At 65.5% G+C, this 12,196-nt stretch carries 12 protein-coding genes and 2 tRNA genes; 6 read left to right on the top strand and 8 right to left on the bottom strand.

The genetic code is table 11. The features are described 5' to 3' along the window. The first annotated feature begins 280 nt into the window (after positions 1-280). The gene (locus EYB42_RS15690) at positions 281-463 is read left to right on the top strand and encodes a hypothetical protein (RefSeq protein ID WP_135451031.1); all 183 of its coding nucleotides are present in this window, start codon (positions 281-283) and stop codon (positions 461-463) included. 882 nt (positions 464-1,345) lie between these two features. Here the strand turns inward: EYB42_RS15690 and EYB42_RS17430 are convergent. After that, positions 1,346-1,429 (bottom strand) — tRNA-Tyr (locus tag EYB42_RS17430). Positions 1,430-1,549: 120 nt separating this feature from the next. On the opposite strand from EYB42_RS17430, the gene rlmB reads away from it, so the two are divergent. Together rlmB and EYB42_RS15700 are read left to right on the top strand one after the other, a co-directional pair. After that, positions 1,550-2,347, top strand: coding sequence for a 23S rRNA (guanosine(2251)-2'-O)-methyltransferase RlmB (gene rlmB, locus EYB42_RS15695; RefSeq protein ID WP_135451032.1), 798 nt, complete (start codon positions 1,550-1,552; stop codon positions 2,345-2,347). Between the two features lie 156 nt (positions 2,348-2,503). Further along, positions 2,504-2,920, top strand: a complete 417-nt coding sequence (locus EYB42_RS15700) for a CoA-binding protein (protein ID WP_135451033.1) — start codon at positions 2,504-2,506, stop codon at positions 2,918-2,920. A gap of 72 nt (positions 2,921-2,992) precedes the next feature. On the opposite strand, the gene EYB42_RS15705 is transcribed toward EYB42_RS15700, so the two are convergent. Together EYB42_RS15705 and hisF are read right to left on the bottom strand one after the other, a co-directional pair. Continuing rightward, positions 2,993-3,301 (bottom strand): phosphoribosyl-ATP diphosphatase, encoded by a 309-nt coding sequence (locus tag EYB42_RS15705; protein WP_135451034.1) that lies wholly within the window; start codon positions 3,299-3,301, stop codon positions 2,993-2,995. Continuing rightward, positions 3,298-4,056, bottom strand: a complete 759-nt coding sequence (hisF, locus tag EYB42_RS15710) for an imidazole glycerol phosphate synthase subunit HisF (RefSeq protein WP_135451035.1) — start codon at positions 4,054-4,056, stop codon at positions 3,298-3,300. The genes EYB42_RS15705 and hisF overlap by 4 nt, the downstream gene beginning before the upstream one ends. Positions 4,057-4,284: 228 nt before the next feature. Here hisF and EYB42_RS15715 point away from each other — a divergent pair, with 228 nt between their 5' ends. Next, positions 4,285-5,208 carry an HNH endonuclease gene (locus tag EYB42_RS15715; RefSeq protein WP_135451036.1) on the top strand — a complete coding sequence of 308 codons (924 nt, stop codon included), beginning with the start codon at positions 4,285-4,287 and terminating at the stop codon, positions 5,206-5,208. A 13-nt stretch (positions 5,209-5,221) separates the two neighbouring features. Here the strand turns inward: EYB42_RS15715 and hisA are convergent, their stop codons facing one another. After that, the gene (gene hisA, locus EYB42_RS15720; protein WP_135451037.1) at positions 5,222-5,941 is read right to left on the bottom strand and encodes a 1-(5-phosphoribosyl)-5-[(5-phosphoribosylamino)methylideneamino]imidazole-4-carboxamide isomerase; all 720 of its coding nucleotides are present in this window, start codon (positions 5,939-5,941) and stop codon (positions 5,222-5,224) included. Between the two features lie 136 nt (positions 5,942-6,077). Here hisA and EYB42_RS15725 point away from each other — a divergent pair, with 136 nt between their 5' ends. Then, positions 6,078-6,467, top strand: coding sequence for a DUF2147 domain-containing protein (locus EYB42_RS15725; RefSeq protein WP_135451038.1), 390 nt, complete (start codon positions 6,078-6,080; stop codon positions 6,465-6,467). Positions 6,468-6,528: 61 nt separating this feature from the next. On the opposite strand, the gene hisH is transcribed toward EYB42_RS15725, so the two are convergent. The 3 genes from hisH to EYB42_RS15740 all read right to left on the bottom strand — a co-directional run bounded on the left by hisH (position 6,529) and on the right by EYB42_RS15740 (position 8,014). Beyond that, positions 6,529-7,170, bottom strand: a complete 642-nt coding sequence (hisH, locus tag EYB42_RS15730; protein WP_135451039.1) for an imidazole glycerol phosphate synthase subunit HisH — start codon at positions 7,168-7,170, stop codon at positions 6,529-6,531. A gap of 73 nt (positions 7,171-7,243) precedes the next feature. Then, positions 7,244-7,831 (bottom strand): imidazoleglycerol-phosphate dehydratase HisB, encoded by a 588-nt coding sequence (hisB, locus tag EYB42_RS15735; protein WP_135451055.1) that lies wholly within the window; start codon positions 7,829-7,831, stop codon positions 7,244-7,246. A 108-nt stretch (positions 7,832-7,939) separates the two neighbouring features. Continuing rightward, positions 7,940-8,014, bottom strand: a tRNA-Gly gene (locus EYB42_RS15740). A 320-nt stretch (positions 8,015-8,334) separates the two neighbouring features. Here EYB42_RS15740 and EYB42_RS15745 point away from each other — a divergent pair. Continuing rightward, positions 8,335-8,577: a penta-EF hand family protein gene (locus EYB42_RS15745; protein WP_135451040.1), complete on the top strand. Its 243-nt coding sequence runs from the start codon at positions 8,335-8,337 to the stop codon at positions 8,575-8,577. Positions 8,578-8,686: 109 nt separating this feature from the next. Here EYB42_RS15745 and EYB42_RS15750 read toward each other — a convergent pair whose 3' ends face one another. Further along, positions 8,687-12,148, bottom strand: a complete 3,462-nt coding sequence (locus tag EYB42_RS15750; RefSeq protein WP_135451041.1) for a pyruvate carboxylase — start codon at positions 12,146-12,148, stop codon at positions 8,687-8,689. Between the last annotated feature and the right edge of the window lie 48 nt (positions 12,149-12,196).

Below are 12,196 nucleotides of genomic sequence, written 5' to 3' on the forward strand. Positions count from 1 at the left end.
TTGGGAAAGAAGGGCTTCAGCCGCGCCATCTGCGCGTCGGTCAGCCAGAAAAGGTTGCTCATGCTCCAGTCTCCTTTCGGAGATTGAATCAGGCCAAGTCTACAAAATCAATGGGTCCTGACCCTAGGCGCCCTGGTCAAATTCGCAATCGCCAAATCGCTGGTGCCGTTCGAGTCACGGCTTGCCGCAATCGAGGGCCGACTTGCCGACCTGGAAGCGCGCGTTGCCGCTTCAGAAGCCGCGCGAGGAACGGACGGAAGCAATTGAGGGGAAAAAGGAAATGACGAACACAAGCCCGATGGCCGACACGTTGCGCGAAGCGCTGGCCGCCCTGGAGGAAGTCGGGGCAAGCGATGGCGCGATCCTGGACGGCATGGCGAAGATCGTGCGGGCGGTGCAGGCTCACCGCGCCGCCCATCAAGCCGGGCAGGCCAGCCCTGCCGAGCATGGTGCGCCGCACTGAAACGACAGACGGCACGGCGCTGCCCTCCTTGGCGCGTGCGAGGCCGGGGCCAGTCAAGCGCGGCTGGCCCCGGTCCTTGGCCAGACCGCCGAGGCGATGGCCGCTGACAGAACGGGGGGGGGGATCAGAAAAGTTTCCGGCGAAGATCCCCGAAACCGGCCCCCCAGTTTTCTTTCAACGCTAACACAGTTTTTCCCGTTCAACCGCTTCCCGCGCCCGCGCACGCGCCCGCGAGGCTGGCGACGATGCAGAGCGGGCGCGTTGTCACCCTGACCCAGCTTGCGCCCATGGGGATCAAGCCTTGACTGCCTCGCCCGGCGGCACCTGTCGGAAAGCGAAAGGGCGAGCCTTGCGGCGAAGCTGGCGAACCAGCGCCAAGGCGGCGACCGGAAGTCGGATCAAAGTGCAAATTTGCACCTTTTCCCCACCGAGCCGGAAACCCCTCCGGTTTCTGTCGCCGATGGCGCCCGGATGCTGAACGTGTCCGAACGCACGGTTATGGCGGCGCGAAAGGTGGCCAATGAAGCCCCGCCGGAGGTGGCCCACGCCGTCCGGGACGGACACATGCCGGCGTCCCTCGCCTGGCATCGGCACCCCGCCCACGCCGATCACCGCCACCGCCGCTGCGTCCTGCTGCTGTCTCATGGCGGCAGGCGGATGCTGCGCCGCGTGTCCTTCGAGTCTTGCAGGGCCGCCGAGGGCAGGAGCGGCGTGGCCCGGACCGCTTCCGTCCATGCTGGCAGGCTACCTTCGCCCGCTCTTGGCCCGCCGAATTGTCGGGATTCGCAGGGGCCAGTCATATTTCGGATGTTGGGTTAAAGGATGGGTGGAAAAACTGGCTCTGCCATTTTTCCAATGAATTCAATGAACTACACCGGGTGATGGTGGGCGACCCTGGAATCGAACCAGGCATGGGTCTCCCCGGGGGAGTTACAGTCCCCTGCCGCACCTTGCAGCTCGTCGCCCGCCGGGGGTCCGTCTATCCAAGGGGGAGTGGGGCGTCAAGAGCTGATCGGGCAGTTTTCGGCTTGCATCGGGGGCTGGGGCTGCGCCAAGGTCCGGGCCTGATTTTCCGGGGGGCGCGGCATGGCGGCGGGTGGCAGGAAACCGGCCTGGGTGGTTGAAAAGGAACGCGGGGAAAAGCGCGAAGCGCGGGAAACGGTCTGGCTTTTCGGGCTGCATGCGGTGCGCGACGCGCTTTTGAATCCCCGGCGGGAAAAGCTTCGGCTGGTCGTTACCAGAAACGCACTGGACAAGCTGGCAGAGGCGGTCGCGGTCTCTGGCCTGACGCCCGAGGTTGTCGAGCCGCGCCGGTTCAACGTTCCGATCGACCCCGGTTCGGTTCATCAGGGGGCGGCGGTCGAGGTCAGGCCCCTTAACTGGGGCCGGTTTCAGGATGTCTGTGCGGCGGGCGACGGGCTGCCGCTGGTCGTCCTGCTGGATCGGGTGACCGATCCGCACAATGTGGGGGCAATTCTTCGGTCGGCCGAGGTGTTCGGGGCGCGGGCGGTGATCGCGCCGAAGCACCATTCGGCACCCGAGACCGGGGCGCTGGCCAAGACGGCGAGTGGCGCCCTGGAACGGCAACCCTATCTGCGGGTGACGAACCTGGCCGAGGCGATGGCCGCGTTGAAGGACATGGGCTTCACCCTGATCGGCCTGGACGGTGCGGCACCGGTAACGCTGGCTCAGGCGGTCGAGGGAACCGGCGGGCGGCCGATCGGGCTGGTTCTGGGGGCGGAAGGCCCCGGCCTTCGGGAAAAGACGCGGGAAACCTGCGATGTTCTGGCGCGAATCCCCTTCGTCGGCGCCTTCGGCAGCCTGAATGTTTCGAACGCAGCAGCGGTATCGCTTTACGCGGCCAGTGGAACCCTGACATCGTGATCACGATGCCGCGACAGATCTTACATGCTGTTCCCGTATTTCTACATAATGAAGTGGAGGCACGGGTCGGAACCCCGTCCTTGACTTCACTGTCCCTCGTTCCGCGACTTGGCGCCCGGGCATCCCCCTGGGCGCCTTTTTCCATGGAGTGACCCGATGCCGACCGATGCCGAAATTCGCGACATCCTGAGCAGCGTCAGGACCATTGCCCTGGTGGGCTGGTCGCCGAAGACTGACCGGCCAAGTCACCGCGTGGCGGATTTCCTCAAGCGCAAGGGCTATCGGGTGATCCCGGTGAACCCGGGTCAGGCGGGACAGGCCGCTCTGGGCGAGACGGTTGCGGCATCGCTGGCCGAGGCAGCGGCGGTCGCGCCGATCGACATGGTGGACATCTTCCGCCGCAGCGAGGAAGCCGGCGCCGTGGCCGACGAAGCCGTGCGCATCGGTGCGAAGGTCGTCTGGATGCAGCTGGGCGTGGTGGACGAAGCTGCGGCCAACCGGGCGCGCCAGGCGGGACTGAAGGTCGTCATGAACCGATGCCCGGCGATTGAGATCCCCCGACTGGGTCTTTAGGCCCCGGAATTCGGCCGAATTCCGCGCCGGAGCCTTGCAAGGCTCCGGTCCGATTTCTTCGAAGAAACCGGTTCAGCGCCCGGCCTTCTCGGCAAGGCCCGAGGTGCCCTGGCGCCTTTCCAGTTCCGCCAAAACTTCCTGCAGCGTGACGTCCCGCGCGGCCAGCATGACAAGCAGGTGATAAAGCACATCCGCCGCTTCGGCTGTCAGGCGGGCGCGGTCGCCCTTCACCGCCTCGATGATCGCCTCGACCGCCTCTTCGCCGAACTTTTCGGCGCATTTTTCCGGCCCCTTGGCCAGCAGCTTGGCAGTCCACGAGGCGTCGGGATCCGCACCCTTGCGGGATTCAATGGTTGCAGCAAGTTTTTCAAGCGTCATCATAGCCTTACCGGGATGCCGGCAGCGGCCATGTGCGCCTTGGCCTGGCCGATGGTGAAGGTGCCGAAGTGAAAGATCGAGGCGGCCAGAACGGCGCTGGCGTGGCCTTCGACGATACCTTCCACCAGGTGATCCAGCGTGCCGACACCACCCGAGGCGATCACGGGTATGTCCACGGCATCGGCAACAGTTCGGGTCAGCGGAATGTTGAAGCCCTGCTTCGTACCGTCCCGGTCCATCGAGGTCAGCAGGATCTCGCCTGCGCCTTTGGCGGCGACGGTGCGGGCAAAGTCCACCGCGTCGATGCCGGTGGGTCTGCGGCCCCCGTGGGTGAAGATCTCCCACCGGCCCGGGGCGACCGTCTTGGCGTCGATAGCCACGACGATGCACTGCGACCCGAACCGGTCCGCGGCGCGGGCCACCACATCCGGGTCGGCCACGGCGGCAGAGTTGAACGACACCTTGTCGGCCCCGGCCAGCAGAAGCCGGCGTACATCTTCAGGCGTGCGAACCCCGCCACCCACGGTCAGCGGCATGAAGCACTGTTCGGCGGTGCGGGTCACCAGGTCATACATGGTCGCCCGATTGTCCTCGGTCGCCATGATGTCAAGAAAGCACAGCTCGTCCGCCCCCGCCGCATCATAGGCCCGCGCGGCCTCCACCGGATCTCCGGCATCTATCAGATCGACAAAGTTGACACCCTTGACCACGCGGCCTTCGGCCACGTCGAGGCAGGGGATGATGCGGGTCTTGAGCATGGGGGCAGGAATGGCCCGGGCGGGGCGGAAAAGCAAGCAGGTTTGAACGGGAGGTTGTCCACGGTAGAAATTTTCGGATTGTCATTCAAAAGCAAATGGTTGCCTGTGGGCATTAGGGATTTCGAACCCCCTTGGTCAATGGCATGACGCCATCCCCGCTTCCCTTCCCCAGCGCAATAGGCTTGCGAACGGACTTGCGCAGGCCGGGCATTCTGCTTTCCTGGACGCATGGCAAAGCTCGTTCTGCTGCACAGGGCTGACTCGATCTACGAGGACGTGCCGGACCAGGTCTACGACTTTCCCCGCCGCTATCTGGCGACGGTGGAGCAAGGGGTGGGCGACTGGGCGGTCTATTACGAGCCGGTGAAGGCCGGCGCGCGCGGCTATTTCGCGGTGGCAAAGATCGCTAGCGTGATCCCGAAACCCGGAGCCGACGGCCGGTTCCTCGCGCTGGTCGAGCCGGGCAGCTATCTGGACTTCGACCGCGAGGTACCGCGCATTCGGGCTGACGGGCGGCCCTTCGAATCCGCCCTGGCGGCGGCGGATGGCAGCCCGATCGTGGGGGGCGCACAGCAGCTTGCGGTGCGCCGCCTGCCGGAGGCCGAGTTCGCCGAGATCGTCCGCGCCGGCCTTCCTGGCGATCTGGAACAGATCGAGGCCCGGCGCTATGATCCGCAGCCCGCCGGGATGGCAGAGCCTCCGGCCCCCTTCCAGCGCCCGGTGATCGAGCAGCTTATCAGTCGGCCCTACCGCGACGTGGCATTTCGGCGGAAGGTGCGCGCGGCCTATGACTATCGCTGCGCTATGTCCGGCCTGCGGCTGCGGAACGGCGGCGGGCGGCCCGAGGTCAATGCGGCGCATATTCGTCCCGTCGCCCATCAGGGCAGCGATGCGGTCTGGAACGGGCTGGCCCTGTCGGGCACGCTGCACTGGATGTTCGACCGGGGCCTTCTGTCGGTAGCCGACGACCACTCGATCCTCGTTTCGCACAACAAGGTGCCGCGCGATGTCGCGGACCGGCTGATCGTGCCCTCGGGCAGGCTGGTCCTGCCGGCCGATCCGCGCGCGCGCCCGCATCCGCAGCACCTGAAATGGCACCGGGAGAATGTTTTCGGCCAGATGCCGCTGGAGGGGCCGCGCCCCTGGGACTGAGGCGGTAGGCGCCTCAGCCCTTCAGCGCCGCCAGCGCCTCGGCCAGGTCGATCGCCCCGTCATAAAGCGCGCGGCCCGAGATGGCGCCGGCGATCACGCCGGTGTCGCGCAAGGCCAGCAGGTCGGCCATCCGCGAAACGCCGCCGCTGGCGATGACGGGAATGCTGACAGCGCGCGCCAGTGCCGCGGTGGCCTCAATGTTCGGGCCCTGCATCGCGCCGTCGCGGTCGATGTCGGTGTAGATGATCGCGGCGACGCCTGCGTCCTCGAAACTGCGGGCCAGGTCGGTGGCCAGCACGTCGGTCTCTTCGGCCCAGCCTCTGGTGGCCACGCGCCCCTTGCGGGCGTCGATCCCCACGGCGACCTTGCCAGGGAAGGCGCGGGCGGCCTCGCGGACAAGCGCGGGGTTCTCGACCGCCACGGTTCCAAGGATGACACGGGCAAGGCCCTTTTCCAGCCACATGGCGATGGTGGCCATGTCGCGAATTCCGCCGCCAAGCTGAGCGGGAACGCTGATCGCCCTGAGGATCGCCTCGACCGCCGCCGCGTTCACCGGCTGGCCCGCGAAGGCGCCGTTGAGATCGACAAGATGCAGCCATTCGCAGCCGGCAGCCTGGAACTTCAGTGCCTGGGCGGCAGGGTCGTCGCCGAACACGGTGGCCTCGGACATCTCGCCGCGCAGGAGGCGGACACACTGGCCATCCTTCAGATCGATGGCGGGATAGAGGATCATGGGCAGCCCCCTTGCGGTACGCCGGGTCTTTCGCATGGCCCGGCGGCGATGAAAAGGGCCGGCACGCGACCCGACGTCATGCTTGATCGGTTTTTCGCAAGACGCAAAGCATGGGCCACCATCGGGAGGAGGATCCATGAAACGCATCATGATTGCCGCTGTTCTGGCGGTTTGCGGCACCGCAGCCCTGGCGGACCCGGTCGAGGGCATCTGGCAGACCCGGAAGGACGACAACGGCAACTTCGGCCACGTCGAGATCAGGCCCTGCGGGCCGGCCTTCTGCGGCACGCTGGTCAAGGCCTTCGACAGCACTGGCAAGGAGATCGCCAGCCCCAACATCGGCAAGCGCATCGTCTGGGACATGGTCGCTTATCCGAACGGGGTTTACGACGACGGCAAGATCTGGTCGCCCGATCGGAACAAGACCTACAACGGCGACATGACCCTCGCGGGCGATACCCTGACGGTGCGCGGCTGTGTCCTGGGCATCTGCCGCGATGGCGGCGTTTGGCAGCGGGTGAAATAGGCAGGCCAGATCCGGCCAGTTTGTTCGAAAACGTAAGGGGCAGGCCGGAACATCGGCCCGCTTACGGGTTCCAGCGCAGGAAATTTGCAATCAGACGCAGGCCTGCCGTCTGGCTTTTCTCGGGGTGGAATTGGGTGCCAACGATGTTGTTGCGGGCGACGATGGCCGTGATCGGGCCTCCATAGTCGCAGAAGGCAAGGCGGTGAGCCGGGTCGTCCACGCGAAAGTGGTAGGAGTGGACGAAATAGGCGTGATCGCCAGTCCTCAGACCCTCGAGCACGGGATGGGGCTGGTCGATGACCAGGTCGTTCCAGCCCATGTGCGGCACCTTCAGAGACGAGTCCGACGGCTCGATTCGCACCACATCGCCGGGTATCCAGCCGAACCCTTCGGTCAGCCGGTATTCGTGCCCGCGCGAGGCAAGCATCTGCATTCCGACGCAGATGCCCATGAAGGGACGCGCCCGCCGGATGACGGCATCCTCGATCGCCTCGAACAGCCCGCCATAGGATCCCAGCGCCGCACGACAGGCGGGAAATGCGCCATCTCCGGGTAGCACGATACGGTCGGCACGGGCCACGTCCTCGGGGCGGGACGTAACAAGGATCTCGCCACCCCCCACCTCTCCGGCCATGCGCTGGAAGGCTTTCTCTGCCGAATGCAGGTTGCCGGAATCGTAATCGACAAGCGCGGTCAGGGGCATCGGTCTGGTCTCTGGGTGGTGCAGGAAGTTCCGGGGGCCCCTGAAAGGGCGTTCGGATTGATCGGCGCTGCCCTCACAGCGCGCCTTTCGTGCTGGGCAGCGCACCACCAAGGCGTGGATCGGGCTCTACCGCCTCGCGCAGCGCGCGCGCGACAGACTTGAAAGTGGCCTCGGCGATGTGGTGGCTGTTCAGGCCATGCAGCTTGTCCACATGCAGCGTGATCCCGCCATGGGTGGCCAGCGCCTGGAAGAATTCCCGGACGAGCTCGGTATCGAAGGTGCCGATCTTGGCGGTAGGGAAATCGACCGTCCACACGAGATAGGGCCGCGCCGACAGGTCAAGCGCCGTTGCGATCTGTGCATCGTCCATGGCCAGCCGGAAATGGCCGTAGCGGCGGATCCCTGCCTTGTCGCCCAGTGCCTTCGCAAGCGCCTGGCCCAGGGCGATTCCCACATCCTCGACCGTGTGATGGTCGTCGATGTGCAGGTCGCCGGTCGCCCGCACGGTCAGGTCGATCAGACTGTGGCGGGCCAGCTGGTCCAGCATGTGGTCGAAGAACCCGACGCCGGTCCGGCAGTCGAAGCGGCCGGTGCCATCTAGGTTTAGGGCGACCGAAATCTCGGTCTCGGCGGTCTTGCGGGTGATCTCGGCCTTGCGCATCGGGGCCTCCAGCTTTGCCAGATGGCTGGTAAACCCTTGGGGCGCATCGGGCAAGGGGCCAGAAACGCGAAAGGGCGCCGCGTTGGGCGCCCTTCGTGATGGTCCGACTGGAGCGGGCGATGAGATTCGAACTCACGACCCTAACCTTGGCAAGGTTATGCTCTACCCCTGAGCTACGCCCGCGCCGGTTGGACGAGCGGGGATTTATAAAGAGCCGCGGGCGGCTGCAAGGGGGAAAGTGCACGAAGGCAAAAAATTCCTTGCCGCCGCGCCGCCACGACCCCAAGGGCGGGGGCATTGCGACGCGGAACCGGCCTGTCTGCGCCAGCCGAAAATCGGCGTCAACGGCCTTTGCAGGCGCAGTAAATTGGCTGTGATGTCAAGCTGTACGGGCAGGTTACCCCCTTGGAAAAGATAATGATTTGAGTAGCTTCCGCGCCGAAGGCACTAGGGCCTTCGCACGCGGCCGCAGATGCTGCGTTGCCGCAAACTGGAGTATGAAGATGAAGAAGTTCGCTCTCGTTCTGGCCGCTTCGGCGCTGACTGCCACTGCTGTGATTGCCGAGGACGCGGCCAAGGAAGTCGCCGACACCGATGGCAACGGCACCTATTCGCTGGCGGAAGTGCAGGCTGTCTATGCGAGCGTGACCGAAGAGGCGTTCAAGGCTGCCGATACCGATGGTTCGGGCGAGCTGTCGGCCGAGGAACTGAAGGCAGCGGTCGATTCGGGCGCCTTCGCCGCCTGATCCCGACCGAACGCAAGAAAGGAAGGGCCGTCCGTAAGGGCGGCCCTTCGCCATTCTGCGGGTGTCTTCGAGCACGCGGCTGCCTGTGCCAACCGCTGCCGGCGAGACGTCATTCCAGTTCGATCAGCAGATCCTTGGCCTCGACCTGCGCACCAGGGGTCACGTGGATGGCCTTGACGACCGCCTCGCGGTCGGCATGCAGACCCGTTTCCATCTTCATCGCCTCGATGGTCAGAAGCAGATCACCCGCCCGTACCTTCTGGCCCGGCGTTACCGCGAGCGAGGCAATCGACCCCGGCATGGGGGCACCGACATGGGCGGGGTTGCCCTCGGCCGCCTTGGGGCGCGCGGCGGTCCTGGCCTTGACGGCGCGATTCGGAACCCGGATCACCCTGGGCTGGCCATTCAGCTCGAAGAAGACGCGCACGTCCCCGTCCTCGTGCGTTTCGCCCACGGCCTGAAGGCGGATCTCCAGCGTCTTGCCTGGGTCGATCTCGACCGAGATCTCTTCGCCTGGTTCCATGCCGTAGAAGAAGGTGCGGGTGGGCAGAGTGCGGACCGGGCCATACATCCGGTGGCGCGTACGGTAGTCCATGAAGACCTTGGGATACATCAGGTAGCCGTTCAGATCCTCGTCATCCACCGTCTCGCCCTCGGCCTCTTCCGCGCCAAGGTGCAGATCCTTGGCCAGCTTGCGGCGCGCGGCCTCCAGATCGACGGGGGGCAGGTGCTTGCCTGGGCGGTCGGTCAGCGGCTTTTCACCCTTGAGCACCTTCTTCAGGATGCCCTCGGGCCAGCCGCCGGGGGGCTGGCCAAGATTTCCCTTCAGCATGTCCACTACCGAATCGGGGAAGGCGACCTCGACGTTCGGGTCTTCCACCTGCTCGCGGGTCAGACCCTGGGCCACCATCATCAGCGCCATGTCGCCCACGACCTTCGAGGACGGCGTGACCTTCACGATGTCGCCGAACATCCGGTTCGCGTCGGCATAGGCCTGGGCGACTTCGTGCCAGCGCTCTTCCAGCCCAAGGCTGCGTGCCTGGGCCTTGAGGTTGGTGAACTGGCCGCCGGGCATTTCATGCAGATAGACCTCCGAGGCCGGTGCCTGAAGCCCGGATTCGAAGGCGGCATATTGCTTGCGCACGCCCTCCCAGTAGTTCGAGATCTCGCGGATCGCAGTGATGTCAAGCCCGGTATCGCGGTCCGTGTGGCGCAGAGCCTCGACGATCGAGCCGAGGCAGGGCTGCGACGTGCCGCCCGAGAAGGCGTCCATCGCCGCGTCCACCGCATCCACGCCGGCGTCGCAGGCAGCCAGGATCGTGGCCGCCCCGGCACCCGATGTATCGTGGGTGTGGAAATGGATCGGCAGGCCGATCTCCTGCTTCAGGGCCTTGATCAGAACGCGGGCGGCCGCCGGCTTCAGCAGCCCCGCCATGTCCTTCAGGCCCAGCACATGGGCGCCGGCGGCCTTCAGCTCCCTGGCCAGGGAGACGTAGTACTTCAGGTCATACTTGGGCCTGGCCGGATCCAGCAGGTCGCCGGTGTAGCAGATCGTGCCTTCGCAGATCTTGCCGGCCTCGATCACCGCATCCATGGCCACGCGCATGTTCTCGACCCAGTTCAGGCTGTCGAACACGCGGAAGACATCCACCCCGCTGGCGGCGGCCTGTTTCACGAAGGCCTGCACGACATTGTCGGGATAGTTGGTGTAGCCCACCCCGTTCGATGCGCGCAGCAGCATCTGCGTCATCAGGTTCGGCATCGCAGCGCGCAGATCGCGCAGACGCTGCCAAGGGCATTCCTGCAGGAATCGGTAGGCCACGTCGAAGGTGGCGCCGCCCCAGCATTCGACGCTGAATAGCTGCGGCAGGTTCGCGGCATAGGTGGGCGCAATGCGGATCATGTCGATCGACCGCATCCGGGTGGCCAGCAGGCTCTGGTGCCCGTCGCGCATGGTGGTGTCGGTGATCAGCACCTTGGTCTGCGCCTTCATCCAGTCGGCGACAGCCTGTGGGCCCTTCTGTTCCAGAAGGTTGCGCGTGCCGTAGGCCGGTTCGGCCTTGGGTGCCGGGGGCTTCGGGGCCTTTGCCTCGGCTGGGGGCCTGGGCCGCCCGGCGGTTTCGGGGTGACCGTTCACCGTGATGTCGGCGATATAGGTCAGGATCTTCGTCGCCCGGTCCTTGCGGCGTTTGAAGTTGAACAGCTCGGGCGTCGTGTCGATGAACTTGGTCGTGTAGCTGTTGTCCAGGAAGGTCGGGTGCTTCAGCAGGTTGATGACGAATTCGATGTTCGTCGCCACACCGCGGATGCGGAATTCGCGCAGCGCGCGATCCATGCGGGCGATCGCCTTTTCCGGCGTCTGGGCATGGGCCGTGACCTTGACCAGGAGCGAATCGTAATACCGCGTGATGACCGATCCGGCATAGGCCGTGCCGCCATCCAGCCGGATGCCGTTGCCGGTGGCCGAGCGATAGGCCGTAAGCCGCCCGTAGTCGGGGATGAAGTTGTTCAGCGGGTCTTCCGTGGTGACCCGGCATTGCAGCGCGTGGCCGTTCAGCTTGACATCGGCCTGGGACGCTACCCCGGTCGCCTCGGGCAGGGATTTCCCTTCCTCGATCAGGATCTGGGCCTGGACGATGTCGATGCCGGTCACTTCCTCGGTGACGGTATGTTCGACCTGGACGCGGGGGTTCACCTCGATGAAGTAGAATTTCCCGGTGTCCATATCCATCAGGAACTCGACCGTCCCGGCGCATTCGTAGTTCACATGCGAACAGATGCGCTTGGCCATCTCGCAGACTTCCTCGCGCTGTTCCTGCGTGAGGTAGGGTGCAGGCGCGCGTTCGACGACCTTCTGGTTGCGGCGCTGCACGGTGCAGTCGCGTTCCCACAGGTGCCAGACATTGCCCTGCTTGTCGCCCAGGATCTGCACTTCGACATGCCGGGCGCGCTGGATCATCTTTTCCAGATAGCCCTCGCCGTTGCCGAAGGCGGCCTCGGCCTCGCGCCGGCCTTCGCGGACCTTGGCCTCCAGCTCGTCCTCGGACAGGATCGGCCGCATACCGCGCCCGCCGCCGCCCCAGCTGGCCTTCAGCATCAGAGGATAGCCGATCTCACGTGCCTGACGCTTGATCTCGGCCATGTCGTCGCCCAGCACTTCGGTCGCAGGGATGACCGGCACGCCAGCGGCGATCGCCACACGTCGGGCGCTGGCCTTGTCACCCAGGGCGCGCATCGTGTCGGCCTGCGGGCCGATGAAGGTGATTCCGGCCTTGTCGCATGCCTCGACGAAATCAGGGTTCTCGGACAGCAGGCCATATCCGGGATGGATGGCGTCGGCGCCGGACATGCGGGCGACGCGGATGATCTCGGGGATCGAGAGATAGGCCGCCACCGGGCCCAGCCCCTCGCCGATCCGGTATGCCTCGTCAGCCTTGAACCGGTGCAGGCCAAGCTTGTCTTCCTCGGCATAGACGGCGACGGTCTTCTTGCCCATCTCGTTCGCGGCGCGCATGACGCGGATCGCGATTTCGCCCCGGTTGGCGACGAGGATCTTCTTGAATTCGGGCATGGCAGTCCTCCCCCAGGCTGGACCCCAGCACATTAGGGGCGCTGCGAT

Origin of the sequence: Tabrizicola caldifontis, from assembly GCF_004762095.1 — a bacterium.
In the GTDB taxonomy this organism is placed as follows: domain Bacteria; phylum Pseudomonadota; class Alphaproteobacteria; order Rhodobacterales; family Rhodobacteraceae; genus Tabrizicola; species Tabrizicola caldifontis.

Coding starts and splice junctions, on each gene's coding strand:
- EYB42_RS15690 (WP_135451031.1), top strand. CDS start 281: ATGACGAACACAAGCCCGATGGCCGACACGTTGCGCGAAGCGCTGGCC.
- rlmB (WP_135451032.1), top strand. CDS start 1,550: ATGGCGGCGGGTGGCAGGAAACCGGCCTGGGTGGTTGAAAAGGAACGC.
- EYB42_RS15700 (WP_135451033.1), top strand. CDS start 2,504: ATGCCGACCGATGCCGAAATTCGCGACATCCTGAGCAGCGTCAGGACC.
- EYB42_RS15705 (WP_135451034.1), bottom strand. CDS start 3,301: ATGATGACGCTTGAAAAACTTGCTGCAACCATTGAATCCCGCAAGGGT.
- hisF (WP_135451035.1), bottom strand. CDS start 4,056: ATGCTCAAGACCCGCATCATCCCCTGCCTCGACGTGGCCGAAGGCCGC.
- EYB42_RS15715 (WP_135451036.1), top strand. CDS start 4,285: ATGGCAAAGCTCGTTCTGCTGCACAGGGCTGACTCGATCTACGAGGAC.
- hisA (WP_135451037.1), bottom strand. CDS start 5,941: ATGATCCTCTATCCCGCCATCGATCTGAAGGATGGCCAGTGTGTCCGC.
- EYB42_RS15725 (WP_135451038.1), top strand. CDS start 6,078: ATGAAACGCATCATGATTGCCGCTGTTCTGGCGGTTTGCGGCACCGCA.
- hisH (WP_135451039.1), bottom strand. CDS start 7,170: ATGCCCCTGACCGCGCTTGTCGATTACGATTCCGGCAACCTGCATTCG.
- hisB (WP_135451055.1), bottom strand. CDS start 7,831: ATGCGCAAGGCCGAGATCACCCGCAAGACCGCCGAGACCGAGATTTCG.
- EYB42_RS15745 (WP_135451040.1), top strand. CDS start 8,335: ATGAAGAAGTTCGCTCTCGTTCTGGCCGCTTCGGCGCTGACTGCCACT.
- EYB42_RS15750 (WP_135451041.1), bottom strand. CDS start 12,148: ATGCCCGAATTCAAGAAGATCCTCGTCGCCAACCGGGGCGAAATCGCG.